The sequence below is a fragment of the Hydrogenophaga sp. genome (assembly GCF_051860785.1).
Taxonomy (GTDB): Bacteria; Pseudomonadota; Gammaproteobacteria; order Burkholderiales; family Burkholderiaceae_C; genus Hydrogenophaga.
Map to the genome: position 1 here is coordinate 38,735 of NZ_JBIMLB010000024.1, position 23,147 is coordinate 61,881.

The 23,147-nt window shown below is 67.7% G+C and carries 20 protein-coding genes; 14 read left to right on the plus strand and 6 right to left on the minus strand.

Annotated features, from left to right (window positions below):
• The first annotated feature begins 76 nt into the window (after positions 1 to 76).
• The 3 genes from ACTIF6_RS23180 to ACTIF6_RS23190 are packed head-to-tail and all read left to right on the plus strand — an operon-like array spanning position 77 to position 2,929.
• Positions 77 to 976, plus strand: a complete 900-nt coding sequence (locus ACTIF6_RS23180; protein ID WP_439590111.1) for a helix-turn-helix transcriptional regulator — start codon at positions 77 to 79, stop codon at positions 974 to 976.
• A gap of 32 nt (positions 977 to 1,008) precedes the next feature.
• A complete protein-coding gene (locus ACTIF6_RS23185; protein ID WP_439590112.1) occupies positions 1,009 to 1,551 on the plus strand; it encodes a MarR family winged helix-turn-helix transcriptional regulator in 543 nt (180 codons plus the stop codon).
• 10 nt (positions 1,552 to 1,561) lie between these two features.
• Positions 1,562 to 2,929, plus strand: a complete 1,368-nt coding sequence (locus ACTIF6_RS23190; protein ID WP_439590113.1) for an MmgE/PrpD family protein — start codon at positions 1,562 to 1,564, stop codon at positions 2,927 to 2,929.
• 41 nt (positions 2,930 to 2,970) lie between these two features.
• On the opposite strand, the gene ACTIF6_RS23195 is transcribed toward ACTIF6_RS23190, so the two are convergent.
• The gene (locus tag ACTIF6_RS23195; RefSeq protein WP_439590114.1) at positions 2,971 to 3,942 is read right to left on the minus strand and encodes a Bug family tripartite tricarboxylate transporter substrate binding protein; all 972 of its coding nucleotides are present in this window, start codon (positions 3,940 to 3,942) and stop codon (positions 2,971 to 2,973) included.
• A gap of 175 nt (positions 3,943 to 4,117) precedes the next feature.
• Here ACTIF6_RS23195 and ACTIF6_RS23200 point away from each other — a divergent pair, with 175 nt between their 5' ends.
• From ACTIF6_RS23200 to ACTIF6_RS23225, 6 genes are read left to right on the plus strand one after another with little or no spacing between them, the layout of a single operon-like run.
• Positions 4,118 to 5,326: an acetyl-CoA C-acetyltransferase gene (locus ACTIF6_RS23200; RefSeq protein WP_439590115.1), complete on the plus strand. Its 1,209-nt coding sequence runs from the start codon at positions 4,118 to 4,120 to the stop codon at positions 5,324 to 5,326.
• A 22-nt stretch (positions 5,327 to 5,348) separates the two neighbouring features.
• On the plus strand, positions 5,349 to 7,457 hold the full coding sequence (locus tag ACTIF6_RS23205; RefSeq protein WP_439590116.1) for a 3-hydroxyacyl-CoA dehydrogenase NAD-binding domain-containing protein: 2,109 nt from the start codon (positions 5,349 to 5,351) through the stop codon (positions 7,455 to 7,457).
• 30 nt (positions 7,458 to 7,487) lie between these two features.
• Positions 7,488 to 8,501, plus strand: a complete 1,014-nt coding sequence (locus tag ACTIF6_RS23210) for a zinc-dependent alcohol dehydrogenase family protein (protein WP_439590117.1) — start codon at positions 7,488 to 7,490, stop codon at positions 8,499 to 8,501.
• A gap of 10 nt (positions 8,502 to 8,511) precedes the next feature.
• The gene (locus tag ACTIF6_RS23215; protein WP_439590118.1) at positions 8,512 to 9,309 is read left to right on the plus strand and encodes an enoyl-CoA hydratase-related protein; all 798 of its coding nucleotides are present in this window, start codon (positions 8,512 to 8,514) and stop codon (positions 9,307 to 9,309) included.
• 38 nt (positions 9,310 to 9,347) lie between these two features.
• Positions 9,348 to 10,910 (plus strand): class I adenylate-forming enzyme family protein, encoded by a 1,563-nt coding sequence (locus ACTIF6_RS23220; RefSeq protein WP_439590119.1) that lies wholly within the window; start codon positions 9,348 to 9,350, stop codon positions 10,908 to 10,910.
• A gap of 2 nt (positions 10,911 to 10,912) precedes the next feature.
• Complete coding sequence (locus ACTIF6_RS23225; protein ID WP_439590120.1) at positions 10,913 to 11,365, plus strand: PaaI family thioesterase; 453 nt, start codon at positions 10,913 to 10,915, stop codon at positions 11,363 to 11,365.
• 21 nt (positions 11,366 to 11,386) lie between these two features.
• On the opposite strand, the gene ACTIF6_RS23230 is transcribed toward ACTIF6_RS23225, so the two are convergent.
• From ACTIF6_RS23230 to dnaA, 5 genes are all read right to left on the minus strand, one after another.
• Positions 11,387 to 12,349 carry a Bug family tripartite tricarboxylate transporter substrate binding protein gene (locus tag ACTIF6_RS23230; protein WP_439590121.1) on the minus strand — a complete coding sequence of 321 codons (963 nt, stop codon included), beginning with the start codon at positions 12,347 to 12,349 and terminating at the stop codon, positions 11,387 to 11,389.
• A gap of 72 nt (positions 12,350 to 12,421) precedes the next feature.
• Positions 12,422 to 13,324 carry an NAD(P)-dependent oxidoreductase gene (locus ACTIF6_RS23235; protein ID WP_439590122.1) on the minus strand — a complete coding sequence of 301 codons (903 nt, stop codon included), beginning with the start codon at positions 13,322 to 13,324 and terminating at the stop codon, positions 12,422 to 12,424.
• Between the two features lie 80 nt (positions 13,325 to 13,404).
• Positions 13,405 to 16,020, minus strand: a complete 2,616-nt coding sequence (gene gyrB, locus ACTIF6_RS23240; RefSeq protein WP_439590123.1) for a DNA topoisomerase (ATP-hydrolyzing) subunit B — start codon at positions 16,018 to 16,020, stop codon at positions 13,405 to 13,407.
• An 82-nt stretch (positions 16,021 to 16,102) separates the two neighbouring features.
• Positions 16,103 to 17,209, minus strand: coding sequence for a DNA polymerase III subunit beta (dnaN, locus tag ACTIF6_RS23245; RefSeq protein WP_439590124.1), 1,107 nt, complete (start codon positions 17,207 to 17,209; stop codon positions 16,103 to 16,105).
• Between the two features lie 105 nt (positions 17,210 to 17,314).
• Positions 17,315 to 18,721 (minus strand): chromosomal replication initiator protein DnaA, encoded by a 1,407-nt coding sequence (gene dnaA, locus ACTIF6_RS23250; RefSeq protein ID WP_439590125.1) that lies wholly within the window; start codon positions 18,719 to 18,721, stop codon positions 17,315 to 17,317.
• Between the two features lie 225 nt (positions 18,722 to 18,946).
• On the opposite strand from dnaA, the gene rpmH reads away from it, so the two are divergent.
• The 5 genes from rpmH (at position 18,947) to mnmE (ending at position 23,077) form a co-directional block, all read left to right on the plus strand.
• Positions 18,947 to 19,081 carry a 50S ribosomal protein L34 gene (rpmH, locus tag ACTIF6_RS23255; protein WP_006299042.1) on the plus strand — a complete coding sequence of 45 codons (135 nt, stop codon included), beginning with the start codon at positions 18,947 to 18,949 and terminating at the stop codon, positions 19,079 to 19,081.
• A 70-nt stretch (positions 19,082 to 19,151) separates the two neighbouring features.
• Positions 19,152 to 19,553 carry a ribonuclease P protein component gene (locus ACTIF6_RS23260; RefSeq protein WP_439590140.1) on the plus strand — a complete coding sequence of 134 codons (402 nt, stop codon included), beginning with the start codon at positions 19,152 to 19,154 and terminating at the stop codon, positions 19,551 to 19,553.
• Positions 19,543 to 19,830 (plus strand): membrane protein insertion efficiency factor YidD, encoded by a 288-nt coding sequence (gene yidD / locus ACTIF6_RS23265; RefSeq protein ID WP_439590126.1) that lies wholly within the window; start codon positions 19,543 to 19,545, stop codon positions 19,828 to 19,830. Before ACTIF6_RS23260 ends, yidD begins: the two co-directional genes overlap by 11 nt.
• Positions 19,827 to 21,530: a membrane protein insertase YidC gene (gene yidC / locus ACTIF6_RS23270; protein WP_439590127.1), complete on the plus strand. Its 1,704-nt coding sequence runs from the start codon at positions 19,827 to 19,829 to the stop codon at positions 21,528 to 21,530. Before yidD ends, yidC begins: the two co-directional genes overlap by 4 nt.
• Before the next feature lie 149 nt (positions 21,531 to 21,679).
• Entirely contained in the window at positions 21,680 to 23,077 is a 1,398-nt protein-coding gene (mnmE, locus tag ACTIF6_RS23275) for a tRNA uridine-5-carboxymethylaminomethyl(34) synthesis GTPase MnmE (RefSeq protein WP_439590128.1), read from the plus strand.
• Positions 23,078 to 23,147 lie beyond the last annotated feature (70 nt).

The following is a 23,147-nucleotide window of genomic DNA, read 5'->3' on the forward strand; positions in this document are numbered from 1 at the left end:
GGCGATATTGTTAACCAAGTTAACTGTAATCCTCGTTAACGATCGAGAGCGACCCCAGAACACCAGGAGACATCGCATGCAGACTTGGCTTGTCGAGAATTCAACCCCCCACCGGCTGATCGATGCCGCCGCGGTTGCTGGCCTGGTGGATGCCATCGGGACGCGCGAACCCGAGACGCTGGCCGCGTGCATCCTGAACGCGGTGCGGCCCCTGGTGGGCGCGCAGCAGTGCACGGTGTTCGCCCACGAATCCCAGCGCAACCCGCGCCTGCTGTCCGGCGCCTCGGTCGACGGCCCATGGATTGCCTTTCGCACCGGGGCGCTGCACGCCCGCGAGTTCGCGGCCCAGGATGCCCTGCGCGATGTGCTGGAGCGCCGCCCGGCTGCGGGCCCGGTGGGTGCGATCCTGGTCTGCCGCCAGCGCGTGGCCGACATGGCCGAGGGCAGCCTGCGCAGCGACTGCCTGGACACGGGGCTGGTCGATCGGCTGACGGTGCTGGCGCGCAGCGGCGAGTCGAGCTGGCTGGCCGTGCATCTCTACCGCGGCGCCGCACAGGGCCCGTTCGAGATGGACGCGATCGAGGCCCTGGCCGGCGTGGCGCGCCTGATTGCGCGCTGCACCGTTCGCCACTACGCCTGCGACGTGGATGGCGTCGCCTCGCTGCGCAGCGTCGTCACCGAAGGCGTGCTGGACCTCGGCCCGCGCCTGACCGAGCGGGAACGCGAGGTGCTGACCCGCATCCTCGACGGCGTCACCGTCAACCGCATCGCCGAAGACCTCAAGCTGCGTCCCACCACGGTGGCCACCTACCGGCTGCGTGCCTATGAGAAGCTTGGGGTGGCGTCGCGCCAGGAACTGTTTGCCACCGTGCTGCGCAACCGCGCCAGCAACGATCCCTCGCCGGGCATGATGGCGTCGGCGTCCCCGCGCCGCCACAATGTCCCGCAGCCGATGCCCGCGCTCCACACGGCCTGAGGCCGCCTTTCATCCTTCACATCTGTGCCGACATGAACCCCAGCAACGCCGCTCGCCAGCCCGCCGACGACAAGGCCGCCGTCGAGGCGCCCGAACGAGAGATGGTCGGCCACGGCGGCGTGATCGACCTGCACGCCTACATGGCACCCGACGTGCTGCACACCGCGCACATGGACGACTACGTGGGCTACCTGGTGCGCCGACTGGACAACCGCATCTGCTCCGGCTTCATCGCCGTGCTGGCCGACGAGGAAATCACGCCCGCGCGCTTCACGGCCCTGTCCATCATCGGCGCCAACCCCGGCGTGCGACAGGTCGACATCGCGCGCGCGCTCGAGGTGGCGCGGCCTGCGGCGCTCAAGGTGGTCAACCAGCTCATCTCGCTCGGCCTGGTGGAGGCCCACCCCATCCCGAGCGACAAGCGCATCGGCGCCCTGGCACTGTCGGCCAAGGGGGAAGAGAAGCTCAAGGCGTACGAGCGCGCGGTGGTGGCGCACGAGGCGCGCATCTGCGCCTCACTGGACGACGCGGACCGCGCCACGCTGATGCGCATCCTGAAACAGCTTCTGAGCTGAGCCACCAGCGATGGGCCTCTCCCACACGCTGGCCGCGCACGCGGTCGGTGCGCGTTACGAATCCCTGCCGCCCGCCGCCATCCACGCGGTGCGCCGTTGCCTGGTCGATGCCTTCGGCGTGGCCCTGGCCGGCGGCGGTCTCGGCCAGGCGGCCGCCGCCTTCGTCGACATGGCACGCGCCTGCGGCCCCGGCCCCTGCAAACTGATCGGCCTGGACCTCACGGCCGCGCCCCCGGTCGCTGCACTGGCCAACGGCGCGCTGTCCCACGCGCTGGACTACGAGGACACGCACGACGCTGGCCTGGTGCACCCCAATGGCACGGCGCTGCCCGCCGCGCTGGCCATCGCCCAGTTGCGCGGTGGCGTGACGGGGCCCGAGTTCATCACCGCCATGGCGGTGGCCGCCGACATCACCTGCCGCCTGGGCGTGGCCATGGGCAATGTCGACACGCCGCGCGGCTGGTCGATCCGGCCGCTGCTGGGCACCTACGGCGCCACCGCCGCGGCGGGCCGTCTGCTCGGTCTTGATGCGGCGCAGATGGTGGAAGCCTTCGCGCTGGCCTTCAACCAGGCGACCTGCAGCGCCGGTTTCTTCAGCTATGCACCCTCGCACATGCGCGAGGTGCGCGATGCGTTTGGCGCGCAGGCGGCGGTCACGGCGGCCCTGCTGGCGCAGCGCGGCGTGCGCTGCTATGACCAGCCGATCGAAGGTCGACACGGCGTGTACGCGCTGTACGCCGGCGGCGAGTACGACGCGCAGCGTCTGCTGGCGGGCCTGGGTGAGGTCTTTGAGGGCGAGCGGTTGAGCTTCAAGCCCTGGCCCTCGTGCCGTGGCACGCACCCGTTCGTGGAAGCCGCGCTGGTGGTGCGCGGCGAAGCGGGCTTCACGCCCGACGGCATCGAGCGCGTGGAACTTGACGTCAGCGACATGTTCGGTGTGCTGTGCCAGCCCTTCGAACAGAAGTGCGCGCCGCAGACCGCCAACGACGCCAAGTTCAGCCTGCCGTTCACCACCGCCATGGCGTTGGTGCGCGGCCGGCTGGGGCTCGCCGAGTTCCTGCCCGAGGCCCTGGGCGACGAGGCGGTGCGGGCCGTGGCGCGCCGCGTGCAGTGCCGCGTGCGGCCACCGGGCCCGATCGCCGACGCCTTGAAAGGCAGACTCACGCTCACGCTGCGCGATGGCCGCCAATGGACACACTCGGTGTCGCAGCCGCTGGGCGATCCGGAGCGCCCGCTGTCCGACGAGGCCTTGCTCGACAAGTTTGTGGACTGTGCGCGCTACGGCGTGCAAGCCATGGCGCCCGATGCGGCGCGCCGCGCCGCCACCGCCATCGCTGGGCTGCACACGGCCAGCGATCTTTCAGCCCTGCAGATCTGAACGGCAAGGGGCCCCGGCCGTTCGGCAGGAGCCCTTCCGCTTCAGTTGCCCTTGATGCCCAGGCGCTCGACCGTCTTGCGCAGCACCGTGCCTTCTTCGACCGCTTGCGTGCGGAACTCGGCCAGGGATTTCGATGGCGCCAGTTCGTAGCCCAGCGCGTGCAGCTTGTTTTGTACCTCGGGGTCGGCCAATGCCCTGGCACTGGCGTCGAACAGCTTCTGCGCCACGTCGGCCGGCAGGCCCGCCGGGGCGGCCAGCCCGAACCAGTAACCAACGTCGAAGCCCTTGAGGCCTTCGTCGGCCAGGGTCGGCACGCCATCGGCCAGCGTCGAACGCTTCGGGCTGGTGGTGGCAATGGCCACCAGCTTGCCGTCCTTGGCCATGGGCATGATGGAACTGGGGACCGAGAAGGTCAGCGGCACCTCGCCGCCCACGGCGGCCATGACGGCCGGTGCGCCACCCTTGTAGGGAACCATTTCGAGCTTGAAGCCGGCGAGGCGGTTGAAGTTCTCGAAGATCATGGCCGGGTACGGGCCCTGCGTCGAACCGACCAGGATCGGGCCGTTCGTGGCCGCGGCCTTGGCCTTGAGCTCGGCCAGGTTCTTCACGCCGAAGTTCTTGTTGGCCGCCATCACGAAGAAGGTGCTGACCCACTTGCTGATGGGCGTGAAGCTGGTCTCGTCGTACTTCACGTTGGGCTGGTACATGGCCTTGTCGGCGCCGAACACCGAGTCGGGCGCCAGCAGCAGCGTGTAGCCGTCGGCCGGGGCCGTGGCGACGAAGCCGGGCGCCAGTGTGGTGCCCGCGCCGGGCCGGTTGTCGACAATGACGGGCTGCTTGAGCGTGCGCGCCATGTGCTCGCCCATGATGCGCGCCACACCATCACCGCCGCCGCCGGGCGGAAAGCCGACGACCAGGCGGACCGCCCGCGAGGGATACGCATCCTGCGCGGCGGCGAAGGCCGTGCACGTGGCCAGGCCCAGACCCAGCGCCTTGATCCAGATCGATTTCATGTCTTGTCTCCTAGGAGTGTGGGTGGATGCACGGCTCCACCTCTGCCACCCCGATTTTGCGCAGACGCATCGACCTGCGTTGTCGTGCACAAGCAGGACAAGCGCGCGTGCCGCGCGAGGGGTGTCGTAGTTGTGGATGACAGCCTGCAACGCCCCATCTGCCTAAGCTTGCCGCATGGCTGACGCATACATCTACGACGCCGTGCGCACACCGCGCGGCGCGGGCCGCCCGAGCGGCTCACTCCACACCCTTTCACCCATCGACCTCGGCGCCACGGTGCTGCTGGCCCTGCGCGAGCGCACCGGTTTCGACCGCCTGCCGGTCGAGGACGTCATCTTCGGCGTCGGTGACGCGGTGGACGACCAGGGTGCCAACCTGGCGCGCTCGTCCGTGCTGCACGCCGGCCTGGACGTGGCCACGCCGGGCTCGGTCATCAGCCGCTTCTGCGCCTCGGGCCTGGACGCGGTCAACCTCGCTGCGGCCAAGGTCGCGGCTGGCCATGGCGAACTGATGATCGCCGGTGGCGTGGAGATGATGTCGCTCATTCCCATCGCGGGTACGGGCGGTCCCTGGGGCAGCGACGCGGGGTTCAACACCACCAGCAACTTCACGCCGCTGGGCGTGGCGGCCGACCTGCTGGGCACGCTGGAAGGCCACTCGCGCGAGCAGGTGGACGCCTTTGCCGCCGAATCGCAGGCGCGCGCCGAGCGCGCCTGGAACGAAGGCCGCTTTGCTCGCTCGGTGGTGCCGGTGCACGATTTCAATGGCGCCTTGTGCCTGGATCGCGATGAGCACATGCGCCCGGGCACGACGACCGAGGCGCTTGGCAAGCTCAAGCCGGCGTTCGCCGACATGGCCATCAAGGGCGGCTTCGGGGAGACGGTGAAACATCGCTACCCGCAGATCGACCGCCTGCGCCACCTGCACACCGGCGGCAATTCCTCTGGCGTGGTGGATGGGGCGAGCGCGTTGCTGATCGGCTCCGCCGCGGCGGGCGAGCGGCTCCGCCTGAAGCCGCGCGCTCGCATCACCGCCACCGCCACCGCCGCCTGCGACCCCTGCCTGATGCTGGTGGCACCGGCCGACGCCGCACGCGCCGCTGCCGCACGCGGCGGCTATTCACTCGATGACATCGATCTGTTCGAGGTCAACGAGGCCTTTGCCTCGGTGGTGCTGCGCTTCATGAGCGACACCGGCGTGGGGCACGAGCGCATCAACGTCAACGGCGGCGCCATCGCCATGGGGCACCCCATCGGTGCCACCGGCGGCATGCTGGTCGGCACGCTGCTCGACGAACTGGAGCGGCGCGACGCGCGCCGCGGCATCGTGACGCTGTGCGTGGGCCTGGGCATGGGCGTGGCCACGCTGGTCGAACGGATCTGAACAACGGCAACGGCAACACAACATGATTCGACAGCAGGACCTGGGCGACGGCATCGCCGCCCTCATCTACGCCAGCGAAGGCGCAGTGAACACACTGGATGGCGCGCTCAACCGCGAGCTCGGCGAACGCATGACCACCCTTCTCTCGGACCCGACGGTGCGCGGCATCGTCATCGGCTCCGCGAAGAGCGACTTCATCGCCGGCGGCGACCTCAAGGAGCTGCAGAACGCACGCGATCCGCAGGCGGTGCAGGCCATCGTGGCGCCGTTCCTCAAGGCTTTGCGCCAGCTCGAGAAGGGCGGCAAGCCCGTGGTGGCCGCGTTGCCCGGCAGCGCCCTCGGGGGCGGGCTGGAGCTCGCCCTGGCGTGCCATCACCGCATCGCGGCCGACAACCCACAGGCGCGCTTTGGCTTCCCGGAAGCCACGCTGGGCCTGATGCCCGGTGCCGGGGGTACCCAGCGCCTGCCGCGCCTGGTGGGCATCGCCGCCGCCACGCCGTTGCTGCTCGAGGGCAAGCGGCTGGCGCTGAAGGACGCGCAAGCGCTCGGCCTCATCGACGCCGTGGTGCCGGCCGCCGAACTGATGGCGGCGGCCAAGGCCTGGGCGCTGGCGCATCCCGAGGCCTCGCAGCCCTGGGACCGCAAGGGCTATGTGCTGCCCGGCTTCGCGGTGCAGTCGCAGCAGGGCCGGCACTTCTTTCTCGGCTCCTGGGCGCGCGTGAAAAAAGCCGCAGGCGGCCACAACGCGGCGGCCGAGACCATCCTGCAGGTGCTGCAACAGGGCCTGGAGCGCGGTCTCGACGCCGGCATCGCCATCGAGACGCGCCACTTCGCGCGCCTGGCCAGCAGCAACGCAGCCAAGAACCGCATCCGCACGCTCTTCAACGGCGTGAACCGGGCGCGCTCGATGAAGATGCGCCCGGCCGGCCAGCCGTCCTCCAGCGTGCGCCACCTCGCGGTGCTGGGCGGCGGTGTGATGGGCCGCGGCATCGCGCAGGTCGCGGCGCAGGCCGGTATCCAGGTCACACTGATCGATGTCAGCGACGAGGCCGCGCACAAGAGCGTCGGGGCGATCCGTGCCTACGCGGAGAAGGAGGCCGGAAAGGGCCGCCTCAAGGGCACGGTGGACCAGCTGATGGCGCGCATCCAGCCCACCAGCGACTACGAGGCCATCCGCGCCGCCGACTTCGTGCTGGAGGCGGTGTTCGAGCAGGCCGACGTGAAGCGCGAGGTGCTGACGCGTGCCGCCGCGGTGCTGGGCGCCGATGTGCCCATGGCCAGCAACACCTCCACCATGCCGATCGGTGGTCTGGCCGAGGCGGTGCCGAACCCGCAGCGCGTGATCGGGCTGCACTTCTTCTCGCCGGTGGATCGCATGCCGCTGGTGGAGGTGATCCGCGCCCGTGGCACGGACGACGCCACGCTGGCACGGGCGCTGGACTTCATGAAGCAGCTGGGCAAGACACCGGTGGTGGTCAACGACGGCCTGGGCTTCTTCACCAGCCGCATCGTCACCACCTACACCAGCGAGACGATCAACCTGATCGGCGAAGGCGTCTCACCGCAATGGATCGACAACGCTGCGGTGGGTGGTGGTTTCGCCATCGGCGGCGCCTCGCTGATCGAGTTGACCACGCTGCCGCTGCTGCAGGACATCCTGAAGTCCATGCGCGGCGACGGCCAGCGCATCGCCAACGCCGGCAACATTGCCGAGCCCACGGTGGCGCGGCTGCTGGAACTCGGTCGCGTGGGCAAGGCGGCCGGCAAGGGCCTCTACGACTACGTGCCGGAAGGCCGCGATCTCTGGCCCGGCCTGGCCGAGGCCTTCCCCACCACCGGGCAACCGGACGTGGAGACCTTGCGGCAGCGGCTGTTTCACGTGCAATCGCTGGAGGCCGTGCGCTGCCTGGACGAAGGCGTGCTGGCCGACCCCATCGACGGCGACGTGGCCGCCGTGCTGGGCTGGGGTTACCCCAGCCACCTCGGCGGGCCGTTTGCCTACGTCGACCGCATCGGCGCGGCCCGCTTCGTGGCCGAGTGCGACGCGCTCGCGCAGCGCTTCGGCGCGCGCTTCACCCCACCCGATCGCCTGCGCCGCATGGCCGCGCAAGGCGAGACTTTCTACGACTGAACGACAACCGCACAAGAGAGGAGACCGGCAATGAAAGCCATGGTCATGGAAGCGCTGGGCACCGACAACCTGCGCCTGAAGGAACTGCCCGACCCGACACCCGGCCCGGGCCAGGTGCTGGTGCGCCTGCGCGCGGCCTCGCTGAATTTCCGCGACGTGCTGGCGCTGCGCGGCGGCTACGGCTCGCGGCAGAAGCAGGCGGGCCTGATTCCGCTGTCCGACGGCGCTGGCGAGGTCGTCGAGGTGGGTGCCGGCGTGCGCCGCTTCAAGGCGGGCGATCGCGTGGTGAACACCTTCTTTCCCGGCTGGCTGAGCGGCCCGCCCGACGAACGTTTCCTGCAGCAGGACCTGGGCGGCATGGAGGACGGCGTGGCCTGCGAGCTGCGCGTGTTCTCCGAAGACGCGGTGTTGCCCATCCCCGCCAGCATGAGCTTTCTCGAAGCCGCCACCCTGCCCTGCGCCGCCGTGACGGCGTGGAACGCGGTGCGCGCCCATGCCGCCACCGGCCCTGAGCACGTGGTGCTCACGCAGGGCTCGGGCGGCGTCGCCTTGTTCGCTTTGCAGTTCGCGCGCGCGGCCGGTGCGCGCGTGATCGCCATCTCGTCCACGGCCGAGCGGCTGGCGCGCCTGGGCGAGCTGGGTGCGCAGCACGGCATCAACTACCGCGAAGACGCGGAATGGGGCAAGGCGGCGCGCAAGCTCACTGCAGGCCGCGGCGTGGACCTGGTGGTGGAGACCGCGGGTGCAGCCACGCTCAAGCAATCGATCCGGGCCGCGCGCCTGGGCGGCATGATCGCCATGATCGGCATGGTCAGTGGCCCCACGGCCGAGGTGAACCTGCCGCTGGTGGCCATGGGCAGTCTGCGCGTGCACGGCATCGCGGTCGGCAACCGCGAGCACCTGGAGCAGGTGCTCGCCGCCTGCGCCACCAATGCCATTCGGCCGGTGATCGACCGCAGCTTCCCGCTCGCCGATCTGGGCGCCGCGCTGAAGCACGTGGAGAGCGGTCAGCAGTTCGGCAAGGTTTGTGTGGAGATGGGCTGAGCCCGACGCGATGCTTGAACTCGACATCGCCGACGACGGCGTGGCCACGCTGGCCCTGAACCGGCCTGAGGCATTGAATGCCCTGAGCGGCCCGCTGATCGACGCGCTGCTCTCGGCGCTGGCCGACATCCAGGCGAACCCGGACGCCCGCGTGCTCCTGCTCACCGGTCGTGGCCGGGCGTTCTGCGCCGGCGCCGACCTGCGCGATCCCATGATGGGCCTGGACCTGCCGCCCACCGAGCGGGGCCGCCGATTTCTGCAGTCAGCCGACCAGGGCGTGCATGCGCTGGCGCGCGCCCTGGCCCACCTGGGCAAGCCGCGCGTGGCCGCAGTGAACGGACCGGCCGTCGGTGGGGGCGCCTCGCTGGCGCTGGCGGCGGACATCGTGCTGGTCGCGCGCTCGGCCTACTTCCAGCAACCCTTCACCGCACAGCTGGGTCTGGTGCCCGACATGGGCGGCAGCTGGCAACTGATGCGCCGGCTCGGCCCTGCACGCGCCATGGGCGCCACCCTGTTGGGCGAGCGCATCAGCGGCGAGCAGGCCGAAGCCTGGGGCCTGGTGTGGCAATGCGTGGCCGATGAGGCACTGGCGGACGCGGCGCGCAGCATCGCCCGGCGCCTGGCCGCCAGCGCACCCCGCGCGCTGGCCGAACTGCCGGGCGTGATGGCGGCCGCGCTGCACAACGATTTCGACGCGCAGCTCGACTGCGAACGCGATGCGCAGGCGCGGCTGGTACAAACCGAGGACTTCATGGAGGCGGTGAGCGCCTTCAAGGACAAGCGCCCACCGGCCTTCAGCGGCCGCTGAGCAACAGCAGCAGACATGCAGAGGCAAGGAGAACGAGCATGAACGAACGGCTGACTCAGGGTCTGCGCCGCGCCGCGCAGGTGCGGCCCGAGGGCCTGGCCACGATCGATGGCGAGCGCCGCCGCACCTGGCGCGAGAGCGCACGGCGCGTGGCCCAGGGCGCGGGCGCCTTGCGCGCGCGTGGCGTGGTGGCGGGTGACCGGGTGGCCATCCTGGCCCACAACAGCGACCGCTACTTCGAGGCCTACTACGCGGTGCCCTGGTGCGGTGCCGTGGTGCTGCCGCTGAACACGCGGCTGACGGCCGACGACGTGGTGTACATGCTCAACGAAGCCGGCGCCTGCGCCATCGCGGTGGACGAGGCCTTTACCCACCTGCTGCCGCAGCTGCGCGCGCAGTGCCCGCAACTCCAGCACCTGATCCACCTGGGCCAGGATGCGGCGCACGCCGAAGGCCTCATCACCTGGGACGCGCTGGTGGACAGCGGCGAGCCGATGGAAGACGCCGGCCGCCACGGCGAGGACCTGGCCGGCATCTTCTACACCGGCGGCAGCACCGGGCGGCCCAAGGGCGTGATGCTCTCGCACGGCAACCTGGTGTCCAACGCGGTCAACGCCATCTACATGATCGGCTACGACGCCTCGAGCATCTTCCTGCACGCGGCGCCCATGTGCCACCTCACCGACGGCATGTCCACCGTGGCCATCACCATGGCCGCTGGCACGCACGTCTTCATCCCGAAATTCGACGCGCAGCAGGTGCTGGCGCAGGTGCAGGCGCACGCGGTGACCAACGTCACCCTGGTGCCGACCATGATCGCCATGCTGCTGGAGGTTCCGGGCATCGAAACCATGCAGCTCTCCAGCCTGCGCCAGTTCATGTTCGGCTCGGCGCCCATGCCCGACGCCACCCTGCGCCGCGCCGTGGAGATCTGGCCCGACATGCTGTTCCTGCACGGCTGGGGCATGACCGAACTCGCGCCCATCGGCACCATGCTGCCCATGTCCATGCGCAAGCCCAGCGTGGCCGGCGACCGGCTGCGCTCCTGCGGTCAGGCCATGCCCAACCTGGATGTGCGCGTGGTGGACGAGGCGGGTCAGGAAGTGCCGCGCGGTCAGACCGGCGAGATCGTGGTGCGGGGTCCGACGGTGATGCAGGGCTACTGGAACAAGCCGGTCGAGACGGCGGCCGCGCTGCGCGACGGCTGGCTGCACACCGGCGACGCGGCGGTGATGGACGAGGAAGGCTACGTCTACATCGTCGACCGCATCAAGGACATGATCATCAGTGGCGGCGAGAACATCTACTCCACCGAGGTCGAGAACGCCCTGTCGCTCATGCCCGGCGTGGCCGAGGTGGCGGTGATCGGCATCCCCGACGACAAGTGGGGCGAGCGGGTGCACGCCATCGTGGTGCCGCGCGAGGGCGCCACGCTCACGCCCGAGGCGGTGACGGCCTGGGCGCGCGAGAAGATCGCCGGCTACAAGGTGCCGCGCAGCGTGCACATCAGCGCGCAGCGCCTGCCGCTGTCGGGCGCAGGCAAGGTGCTCAAGAACGAACTGCGCGCGCCGCACTGGGCCGGCCGCAGCAAGCGCATCTGAGCATGCAGCCGCCGACCAACCCCGATCACGCGCTGATCCTCCGCTTCCTGGCGCAGGCCACGCAGCCCCTGGCCATGGACAGCAACCGCCTGGCCGCTGACCTGGGCCTGCGTCTCACCGGCTGGGACGCCGACGCGCGCGTGCTGAGCATGTCGGCCTGCCCCGGCGAGCAGCATGTGCAGGGCAACGGCGTCGTGCAAGGCGGCGTGGTCGCCACCCTGCTGGACTTCGGCCTGGCCTTCGTGGTGATGGCCGTGCTGGCGCCGCCCCGGTCCGCCGCGACCGTGGCGCTCAACGTGCATTTCGAGCGGCCCGCGCCGCGTGGCGAGGTAGCGATGCGCGCCCGCATCGACCGCCTGGGCGGCAGCCTCGCCTTTGCCTCGGCCGAGCTGGGGCCGGTCGATCTGTCGCAGGTGTGGGCGCGCGCCACCGCGACCCTGGCCGTGCGCGGCTGAGCGCGCAGGCCAGACCGGTCTTCACTGCGGCTTGATGCCGGCCGCCTGCGCGCGGCTCTTCAAGGTGGCACCGTCCTGCAGGGCCGACGCGCGAAACGCCTCGGGGCTCGCCGCTGGCACGGCTTCGTAGCCCAGCAACGCGAGCTTCTGCTTCACGGCCGGGTCTGCGGCTGCAGCTGAGCTGGCATCGAAGATCTTGCGCACCACGTCGTCGGGCAGTCCGGCCGGGCCCATGATCCCGTACCAGAAGTTCAGCTTGAAGCCGGTCACGCCATCGTCGGCCAGCGTAGGCACACCCGGCGCCAGGCTGGAGACGCGGTCGTTCGTGGTGGCCACGGCCACCAGCTTGCCGTCGCGCACCAGGGGCAGCAGCGCACCTGGGCCCATCAGCGTGAGGGCCGACTCGCCCGACATGACGGCCAGCGCGCCTTGCGCACCGCCGCGGTAGAGCACTTCGTCGAGCTTGGCGCTCGACTGGCGGCGCACCTCGGACAGGATGATCTGCAGGTAAGGGCCGCCCGGCGAGGCCAGGAACAGCGGCTGCTGGCTCGACTTCGCCACCACGTCCGAAAAGCGACGGATGCCCAGGTCCTTGTTGGCGGCCAGCACGAAGAAGGTGCTCGCCACGCGGTTGATCGGCGTGAAGTTGCTCTCGTCGTACTTGACGGTGGAAGCGAACAAGAGCTTGTCGGTGCCCAGCACCGAGTCCGGCCCCAGCAGCAAGGTGTAACCATCGGCCGGGGCTGTAGCGACGAAGGCCGGCGCCAGCGTGGTGTTGGCGCCGGGTTTGTTCTCTACCACCACCGGCTGCTTGAGGGTTTGCGACATGTGGTCGGCGAGCAGGCGCGCGATGCCGTCCGCGCCGCCACCGGGCGGGAAGCCCACCACCAGGCGGATGGGTCGGCTCGGATAGTTCGGGTCCGCAGCGAACGACGGCAAGGGCAACAGGGCGGCGGCGAGCGCCAGGGCAAGGCGACGGTTCATGAAAAAACCTCCAGTGGGATGACGGCCTGCGGTTGCATGTGACCGTGTTGAGGGAAACGCTTTTGCGGGGATCTAGCGCAGGCGGTTGATGAGGCTGGCGCTGTCGCGCTTGCCCGCGCCCTGCCGTTGCAGGTCGGCGTAGAACTGGTCCACCAGCGCGGTCACCGGCAGCTGCGCACCGTTGCGCCGCGCTTCGCCCAGGGCCAGGCCCAGGTCCTTGCGCAGCAGGTCGATGGCGAAGCCGGAGCCGAGGTCGTCGGCGATCATGGCTTTGCCGCGGTTGTCCATCTGCCAGCTTTGCGCCGCGCCTTTGCCGATCGCTTCGAGCACCTGCACCATGTCCAGCCCGGCCCGCTGGCCGAAGGCGATGCCCTCGGAGAGCGCCTGCACCAGCCCGGCCAGACACACCTGGTTGACCATCTTCGCCAATTGGCCCGCGCCACTGGGGCCCATGAGGGTGACCGCGCGCGCGAAGTCGCTCACGACCGCCCGCATCTGTTCGAAGGCCTGCGCGTCGCCGCCGCACATCACGGTGAGCATGCCGTTGCGAGCACCCAGCTGGCCGCCCGACACTGGCGCATCGATGAAGTGCAGGCCCCCAGCGCTGGCCTGCCGTGCCAGCTCGCGCGCCACCTCGGCGGATGCCGTCGTGTGGTCGACGAACACGGCGCCGGGCTTCATGGCGGCAAAGGCGCCCTGCTCACCCAGCGTCACGCTGCGCAGGTCGTCGTCGTTGCCCACGCAGCTCATCACCAGGTCGGCCCCGGCCACCGCCTCGCGCACGCTGGGTGCGGCGCGCCCTCCGAACTCGTCGCACCAGCGCTGCGCCTTCTCGGTCGTCCGGTTGAACACGCAGACCTGGTGACCTGCGCGTGCCAGGTGACCCGCCATGGGAAAGCCCATGACGCCGAGACCAAGGAAAGCGATGTGGCGGGGCGAGCTGGCGCCGTACGCGCGGGGGTTGGTGCTGTTCATGCACCACAGCGTACGGGCGGCTTCGGCCTCCCTGCGTCGTTCGAAACTACGACATCCGCTGCGGCCAGAGGCCGCGGGGCTCAGACGTCGATGTTCCCCGCCCGCAGCGCGTTTGTCTCGATGAAGTCACGACGTGGTTCCACCTCGTCGCCCATCAGCATGGTGAACACGCGGTCGGCCTCGATGGCGTCGTCGATCTGTACGCGCAGGAGTCGGCGCACGGTTGGGTCCATGGTGGTTTCCCACAGCTGCTCGGGGTTCATTTCACCGAGGCCTTTGTAGCGCTGGCGGCTGGTGGTGCGTTCGGCTTCGCTGATGAGCCAGCGCATGGCGAGGCGGAAATCGGTCACTTTTTCCTCGCGCTGCTTGTCGCCTTCACCGCGCATGACCTTGGCGCCTTCGCCGAGCAGGCCGCGGAAGGTGTCGGCGGCGGTGGCCAGCGCCGCGTAGTCGGCGCCGTGCACGAAGTCCTGGGTGAGCACGCTGCTCTTGACGTTGCCGTGGTGCCGACGGCTGATGCGCAGGATGGGTTTGTCGGTGCGCACGTCGAACTCGGAGGCCACTTCGGCGGGCACGCCAGTGGTGCTGAGTTCGCGCAGCTTGGCTTGGAGCGCGATGGCACTGGCTTCGGCCTGTTCCACGCTGTCGAGGTTGAGCGACACGCCGTCGGCAATCGCGCGCAGGGCTTCGGCGTCCATGAAGCTGGAGAGGCGTGCGATCACGCTCTCGGCGATCTGGTGCTTGCGCGCGAGTTCGCCCAGCGTGTCACCGTTCAGTGTGGTCTGAGTGACGCCGCCGGTGAACACGGAAGCGTCCTTCAGTGCAATGCGCAGCAGGAAGCCATCGAGCGCCGAAGCGTCCTTGAGGTACAGCTCTTCCTTGCCGGCCTTCACCTTGTACAGCGGCGGCTGTGCGATGTAGATGTGGCCGCGTTCCACCAGCTCGGGCATCTGGCGGTAGAAGAAGGTGAGCAGCAGGGTGCGGATGTGGGCGCCGTCCACGTCGGCGTCGGTCATGATGATGATGCGGTGGTAGCGCAGCTTGGCGACGTTGAAGTCGTCCACGCCGGCCGTGCCACCCGCGCCCGTGGCCTTGCCGATGCCGGTGCCCAGCGCGGTGATGAGCGTCAGGATTTCGTTGCTGGTCAGCAGCTTCTCGTAGCGCGCTTTTTCAACGTTCAGGATCTTGCCGCGCAGCGGCAGGATCGCCTGGAACTTGCGGTCGCGGCCTTGTTTGGCCGAGCCACCAGCGGAGTCGCCCTCCACGATGTAGATCTCGCACAGCGCGGGATCTTTTTCCTGGCAGTCGGCCAGTTTGCCGGGCAGGCCCATGCCGTCAAGCACGCCCTTGCGGCGCGTCATCTCGCGGGCCTTGCGCGCGGCTTCGCGGGCGCGCGCGGCTTCCACGATCTTGCCGCAGATGATCTTGGCGTCGTTCGGGCGCTCCTGCAGGTAGTCGGTCAGCAGCCGGCTCACGATGTCTTCGACCGGACCGCGCACTTCGCTGGAGACCAGCTTGTCCTTGGTCTGGCTGCTGAACTTGGGCTCGGGCACCTTCACGCTCAGCACGCAGCACAGGCCTTCGCGCATGTCGTCACCGGTCACTTCCACCTTGGCCTTCTTGGCAAGCTCGTGCTCTTCGATGTACTTGTTGATCACCCGCGTCATGGCCGCGCGCAGGCCGGTGAGGTGGGTGCCGCCGTCGCGCTGCGGGATGTTGTTGGTGAAGCACAGCACCTGTTCGTTGTAGCCGCTGTTCCACTGCATCGCCACTTCCACGCCGATGTTGGTGCCCTGGTCGCTCGCGCGGTCGCCCAGTGCGTGGAACACGTTGGGGTGCAGGACGGTCTTGCCCTTGTTGATGAAGTCGACGAAGCCCTTGACGCCGCCGGCGCCCGAGAAGTCGTCTTCCTTGCCGCTGCGCTCGTCCTTCAGGCGGATGCGCACGCCGTTGTTCAGGAAGCTGAGTTCGCGCAGGCGCTTGGAGAGGATCTCGTAGTGGAAGTCGGCGTTCTCACGGAAGATTTCGTAGTCGGGCAGGAAGTGCACCTCGGTGCCGCGCTTCTCGGTGGCGCCGGTCACGCGCATGGGCGAGAGTTCCACGCCGGTGGGCGTGGCTTCGACGATGCGGTTCTGCACGAAGCCGCGCGCGAACTCGAGCTGGTGCACGTGGCCTTCGCGGCGCACCGTCAGGCGCAGCCACTGGCTGAGGGCGTTCACGCAGGACACGCCCACGCCGTGCAGACCGCCCGAAACCTTGTAGCTGTTCTGGTTGAACTTGCCGCCGGCGTGCAGCTCGGTCAGCGCGATCTCGGCCGCCGAGCGCTTGGGCTCGTGTTTGTCGTCCATCTTCACGCCGGTGGGAATGCCGCGGCCGTTGTCCACCACGCTGATGGAGTTGTCGGTGTGGATGGTGACCACGATGTCGTCGCAATGGCCGGCCAGCGCTTCGTCGATGGAGTTGTCGACCACCTCGAACACCAGGTGGTGCAGGCCGGTGCCGTCGGACGTGTCGCCGATGTACATGCCTGGGCGCTTGCGCACGGCTTCCAGACCTTCCAGGATCTGGATCGAACCCTCGCCATAACCCTCGCTTGCGCCGACCTGGTGGGCGTCGATGACGGGCTGGAAATTGGAGCTTTCGGCTTGGGCCGCGCCGGTGTTGACGGAATCGGCGGGCTTGTTGGCGTCGGACATGTTGAAGTTTCTCGATCTCAGTAAGCGCCAAACCCGCGGTGTTCGCGGGTTTGGAAGGCGGTAGCAACCAGGGTGGCTGGCTTCAGATCCGCATCGGCATGACAACGTATTTGAAGGCGTTGTCGTCGGGGTTGGTCACCAGCGCAGAGCTGTTGCCGTCGGAAAGCTCGACGCGCACCATCTCTTGCGACATGTTTTGCAGCGCGTCGATCAGGTAGGTCACGTTGAAGCCGATCTCGATGGTGTCGCCGCTGTAGTCGATGTCGAGTTCGTCCACCGCTTCTTCCTGCTCGGCGTTGCTGGACGCCACACGCAGCGAACCGGGTTCCACATTCAGGCGCACGCCCTTGAACTTCTCGCTCGTCATGATGGCGGTGCGCTGCAGCGAAGCCAGCAGCGGCGCGCGACCCAGGGTGACGATGTTCTTGTGGTTCTTGGGGATCACGCGGTTGTAGTCGGGGAACTTGCCCTCGACCAGCTTGGTGACGAACTCCATGCCGTCGAAGCTGAACTTGGCCTGGTTGGCGGCGAACTGCATCTCGATCGCGCCTTCCTTGTCGGAGAGCAGGCGCTGCAGTTCCAGCACCGTCTTGCGCGGCAGGATCACCTCCTGCTTGGGCACTTCCACGTCCAGCGTGCTGGAGGCAAACGCCAGGCGGTGGCCATCGGTGGCCACCAGGCTGAGCTGCTTGCCTTCGGCCACGAACAGGATGCCGTTCAGGTAGTAGCGGATGTCGTGCACCGCCATCGAAAACGAGACCTGGCCCAGCAGGCTCTTCAGGGTTTTCTGCGGCACCGAGAACACCGGGCCGAAGCTGGCAGATTCCTGCACCAGGGGAAAGTCCTCGGCCGGCATGCTCTGCAGCGTGAAGCGGCTCTTGCCGCCCTTGAGGATCAGCTTGCCCGCGCTCGACTCGAGGCTCACGGTCTGGTCGGCCGGCATGGTGCGCAGGATGTCGATGAGCTTGCGCGCGCCCAGTGTGGTGGCGAAGTTGCCATCGTCGCCATCGAGCGCGGCCGTGGTGCGGATCTGGATCTCCAGGTCGCTGGTGGTCAGTTGCACCTGCGAGCCGGTCTTGCGCAGCAGCACATTGGCCAGGATCGGCAGGGTGTGGCGCCGCTCGACGATGCCCGCCACCGATTGCAGTGCGGCCAAAACCTTGTCCTGGGTCGATTTCAAAACGATCATGTCAGACTCTTCCGTTCTTGGTTGCTTTGTTGGCCGGAGGTTGCCTCCCCGGTGGGCCCTGTCGCTTTCGCGGCCAAATCCCCGCTATTTTCGCCTTTTTCGGCCTCATCCCTTGAGGGTCTGTTCCAGCACGTGAAGCTGCTGGTTGAGTTCGGTGTTCTGCAGCCGCTCGGCGCCGATCTTGCGCACCGCGTGAAGCACCGTAGTGTGGTCCCGGCCACCGAACAGCTCGCCGATCTCGGGCAGGCTTTTCTGGGTCAGTTCCTTGGCGATGAACATGGCGATCTGGCGCGGCCGGGCAATGCTGGCCGGGCGTTTCTTGCTGTACATGTCCGCCACCTTGATCTTGTAGAAGTCGGCCACGGTCTTCTGGATGTTCTCCACGCTGATCTGCCGGTTCTGGATCGACAGCAGGTCTTTCAGCGCCTCGCGCGCCAGCGCAATCGAGATGTCTTTCTGGTTGAAGCGCGAATAGGCCAGGATCTTGCGCAGGGCACCTTCGAGCTCGCGCACGTTGGAGCGCACGTTCTTGGCCACGAAAAACGCCACTTCCTCGGGCATCACCGCGTTTTCCACCGCCGCCTTGTTGATCAGGATGGCCACCCGCATCTCCAGTTCGGGCGGTTCGATGGCCACCGTGAGGCCGGAATCGAAGCGCGAGACCAGGCGTTCGTGGATGTCCACCAGGCCCTTGGGATAGGTGTCGCTGGTCATGACGATGTGGCTTTTCTTGGCCAGCAGCGCCTCGAACGCATTGAAGAATTCTTCCTGCGTGCGCTCCTTGTTGGCAAAGAACTGCACGTCATCGATCAGCAGCAGGTCCAGCGAGTGGTAGCGCTCCTTGAACTCATCGAAGGTCTTGCGCTGGTAGGCCTTGACCACATCCGAGACGAACTGCTCGGCGTGGATGTAGAGAACCTTGGCCTGTGGACGGTCGGCCAGCAGGTGGTTGCCGATGGCGTGCACCAGGTGGGTCTTGCCCAGGCCGACGCCGCCGTAGATGAACAGCGGGTTGTAGAGCTGCCCCAGGCTGCCCGCCACGTGCATGGCCGCGGCGCGCGCCATGCGGTTGGCCGAGCCTTCCACCAGCGTGGAAAACGCGAGCGCAGGGTTCAGCCGCGTCTTGGGGCCGCTGGGAGCGACCTGCTCGGTGGGCGCCAGGTCGGGCAACTCGGAGAGCACCTGTTCGTGAACCGTGCGTGGCGCAGGCGACGTGCGGCTGGGGCCTTCGCGCGGAGCAAGCACCAACTCCAGCACCACTGGCGCACCTTGCACCGATTCCAGCAGGGCCGAAATGCGGCTCGCGTATTGAGCGCGGATCCAGTCCAGCTTGAAGCGGTTGGCCACCGCCACGACCACCCGCGAACCGTCCGGCACCACCGTGGCCGACAGGGGTCGGATCCAGGTGTTGAACTGTTGCTCGGGGATGTCCTGGGACAGCAGGTCCATGCAGGTGGACCAGAGTGACCGGGTGTCGGCCACGGAAGCGTCGGGTTGGGTGCCCTCGATCATGCTGGAGAAGTCTCGGAGATTCTGGTTGTGGACAATTGACCCGGGGCCGGCCGGCCATTGTAGGGGTGCGCGGCACTTATCCACAAGAAGAAGAATGAATTTCTTCCGCCCTCCTGTTGCACACGGCAAAGTTCAGGTGGCGCGCGGGCACGTGCGGCCAAGTGCTTGCCGTACTTTGGTTTTCTTTGCGATAATTGCGGGTTTCCCCGATTTGTACAGACCACCATGAAACGCACCTACCAGCCTTCCAAGATTCGCCGCGCACGCACCCACGGCTTCCTCGTCCGCATGAAAACGCGTGGCGGCCGCGCTGTGATCAACGCCCGCCGCGCCAAAGGCCGCAAGCGCCTGGCCGTCTGAGGCCGCGCATGCTCTGCCGGCGCCGTCTCGCCCGGCCGCGTTCATCTGCGGCTCTGGTGGTTCAACGGTGATCCAGCGGCTGCGGTCCCGGCAACAGTTCCAGGCCGTCATGGCGGGAGCCCCCGTGGCCAAGACCCCCCACTTTGCCTTGCACCGAGCTGCGCTCTCCAGCGCACACGAGGGGCGGGCCTTGTTTCCCGTGGCCGATGCCTGGCTGGGTGTGTTGCTGCCCAAGCGCTGGGCGCACCGAGCGGTCACGCGCAACGCCATTCGCCGCCAGATCTATGAAGTGGCCCGCCATCGCGCCGACAAGTTGCCCCATGCGGCATTGGTCGTGCGACTGCGCAGCGAGTTCAGCCGGCAGCAGTTCGTCAGCGCCACGTCCGAGCCCTTGAAGCGCGCGGTGCGTGCCGAGCTGGAGCAGCTGTTGGCACGCACGCTGGTGCCCGTGGAGGCGCGCCATGCTGTCTGACTGGCCGCGACAGGCCCTCGTCGGTCTGGTCAAGGGGTACCGCCTGCTGCTCAGCCCCTGGTTGGGCAACGGTTGCCGGTTCGAGCCTTCCTGCTCGGTCTATGCGATGGGTGCCCTCGAGCGCCATGGTGCCCTGGGTGGCAGCGTGCTCACCCTCAAACGTCTGGTGCGTTGCCATCCCTGGTGTGAGGGCGGCCACGACCCGGTGCCCGAATCGACGGGCACCTTTTTCACCAGCCTGATTTCTCCTTCCTGCGAAAAGAAGAACCCGTCATGAATGACATCCGTCGGTCCATCCTGTGGGTGGTTTTTGGTCTTTCCATGGTGCTGATCTGGGACAAGTGGCAGATCCACAATGGTCACAAGCCCACCTTCTTCCCGGGATCGGCGCCAGTGAGCGCACCCGCAGCAACCAATGGCGCACCCGCTGCAGCCGACGCCAGCCTGCCCATGGCAACGACCCAGGGCACGCCTTCGTCTGCAACCGGCGAGGCCCCTGGTGGCGCTCCGGGCGCGGTGGCGCAGCGGCACGAGATCAGCACCGACGTGTTGAAGCTCGTGTTCAACAGCGAAGGTGGTTCGCTGATTGGCGCCCAACTGCTCAAGCATGCCGAGGCCACGCGCCAGAGCAAGGACCAGACGGAACAACCCTTCACCTTGCTCACGCAGAGTGGGGACCGCATCTACGTGGCCCAGACCGGCCTGATCGGCGGCAGCTTCCCCACACACAAGACGCCGATGACACTCGTCAGCGGCGACACCACGCTGGCCGAAGGTCGCAACGAACTGCAGGTGCGTTTCGAATCGGCCGAGGTCGGTGGCGTGAAGCTGGTCAAGACCTACACGCTGCAGCGCGGTCGTTACGACATCGACGTCAGGCACGAGGTGCAGAACCTCGGTGGTCAGCCGGTGAGCCCGCAGCTGTATCTGCAACTGGTGCGCGACGGCAGCAAGCTCAGCAGCGAGACGCCCTTCTATTCCACCTTCACCGGCCCGGCGGTCTACACCACCGAGAAGAAGTACCAGAAGGTCGAGTTCGCCGACATCGAGAAGAACAAGACCGAGTTCGTCAAGAACACGAGCGACGGCTACGTGGCCATGGTGCAGCATTACTTCGCTTCTGCCTGGGTGCTGGCCGATGGCCTGGCGCGGGAGAACTTCGTGCGCCAGGTCGACAAGAACCTGTTCGCGGTCGGCAGCATCAGCAGCCTGCCCGCCATCGCCCCGGGGCAGAGCCAGACGGTGGAATCGCGCCTGTTCGTTGGTCCGCAGGAAGAGAAGGTGCTGGAGACCATTGCGCCTGGCCTGGAACTGGTCAAGGACTACGGCTGGCTGACCATCCTGGCCAAGCCGCTGTACTGGCTGCTGGAAAAGATCCACGGCTATGTGGGCAACTGGGGCTGGGCCATCGTGTTGCTGGTGGTGCTGATCAAGGCGGCGTTCTACTGGCTCAATGCCAGCGCCTACCGCAGCATGGCCAAGATGAAGAAGATCAATCCGCGCATCATGGAAATGCGTGAGCGCCTCAAGGGCAACCCACAGGCCATGCAGCAGGAAATGATGAAGATGTACCGCGAGGAAAAGGTCAACCCGCTGGGCGGCTGCTTCCCCATCCTCGTTCAGATCCCGGTGTTCATTGCACTCTACTGGGTGCTGCTCTCCAGCGTCGAAATGCGCAATGCGCCCTGGCAACTGTGGATCACCGATCTGTCTTCGCCCGATCCGTACTACATCCTGCCGCTGGTCATGGCTGTGACCACCATGATCCAGACCGCGCTCAACCCGCTGCCGCCCGATCCGCTGCAGGCCAAGCTGATGTGGCTGATGCCGCTGATGTTCTCGGTCATGTTCTTCTTCTTCCCGTCCGGCCTGGTGCTGTACTGGATCACTAACAACGTGCTGACGATCGCGCAGCAGGCCGTGATCAACAAGAGCATGGGTGTGCCGCTGAAATTCAGCATGCCGAAGTTCACGTGACCCCCCTGCGCCGCTGACGCGGCTTCCCCCCTGGAGGGGGGGACGACACCTGGGGCCGGCGGAGCCGGACCCTCGGTGTCTCTGGTGAAGTCCTCTTTCTCCGGTCCGGGCCTGCCTTGCAGGCCCTTCGTCTTTTATGCTCGCCTCCTATGCTTGCTGCTTCGCGTGATGCCATCGTTGCCATTGCCACGGCGCCTGGTCGGGGTGGGGTGGGCATCGTTCGCGTTTCCGGGCGGGGATTGGGACCGCTGGTTCAGGGATTGCTGGGGCGGTCGTTGCAGCCGCGCGAGGCGACTTATCTGCCATTTCCCGATGCGGCAGGACAGGCGATCGACCAGGGTCTGGCCTTGTGGTTTCCGGGGCCGCAGTCCTACACCGGAGAAGACGTGCTGGAGCTGCAAGGCCATGGTGGGCCCGTGGTGTTGCAGTTGCTGCTGGCGCGCTGCCTGGAGGTGGGTGGTGAGGTGTTGCCTCACCTGCGCGTGGCGCGCGCGGGCGAGTTCACCGAGCGCGCGTTCCTGAACGACAAACTGGACCTGGCGCAGGCCGAGGCCGTGGCGGATCTGATCGACGCGAGCACCGAGGCGGCGGCGCGCAGCGCTTCGCGTTCGCTGGCGGGTGCGTTCTCCAGTCGCGTGCATGCGTTGCGCGACGCGCTGGTGAACCTGCGCATGCTGGTGGAAGCCACGCTGGATTTTCCCGAGGAAGAGATCGATTTCCTGAAGAAGGCCGACGCCAGCGGGCAGTTGCAACAACTGCAGCAGTCGCTGGCCGGTGTGCAGGCGCAGGCGCGCCAGGGTGCGCTCTTGCGCGATGGCCTGCAGGTGGTGATCGCGGGGCAACCCAATGCGGGCAAGAGTTCGCTGCTCAATGCGCTGGCCGGTGCCGAGCTGGCGATCGTCACGCCGGTGGCAGGTACCACGCGCGACGTGGTGCAGCAGACCATCCAGATCGAGGGCGTCCCGCTGCACGTGATCGACACCGCCGGCCTGCGCGACAGCCCGGATGTGGGCGAGGTGGAGAAGATCGGTATCGAGCGCGCCTGGGATCGCATTCAGCGTGCCGACGCGGTGTTGTTCGTGCACGACCTGAGCCGCAACGCCGACGCGGTGTACCGCTCGGCCGATGCCGCCATTGCTTTGCAACTGCCCTCAGGCGTGCCGGTGCTGCAGGTGTGGAACAAGCAGGACCAGTGCGACGCCGCCACGCTGGGCGCCGTGCTGGCTGGCGGGGTCGATGCGCTGGCCATCTCGGCGAAACACGGCGCGGGGCTGGAGACCTTGCGCCGCCGCCTGCTGGAGATCGCGGGCTGGGAGCAGCCGGGCGATGGCCTTTTCATGGCCCGTGAGCGTCACTTGCAGGCGCTCAAGCGGGTGCAGGAGCATTTGCAGGCTGCGCATGAGCTGCTGGCCGCACGTGCCGAGCACCTGGACTTGCTGGCCGAAGAGTTGCGTCTGGCGCAACAGGCGCTGGGTGAAATCACCGGTGAGTTCACCGCCGACGACTTGCTGGGCGAAATCTTTTCGCGTTTTTGCATCGGCAAGTGATCGCAGGGCACCGTTCACGGTGGCTCTCGCACCGCCCGGAGTTCAACTGTAAGCAGGGGTAAGACTCCGC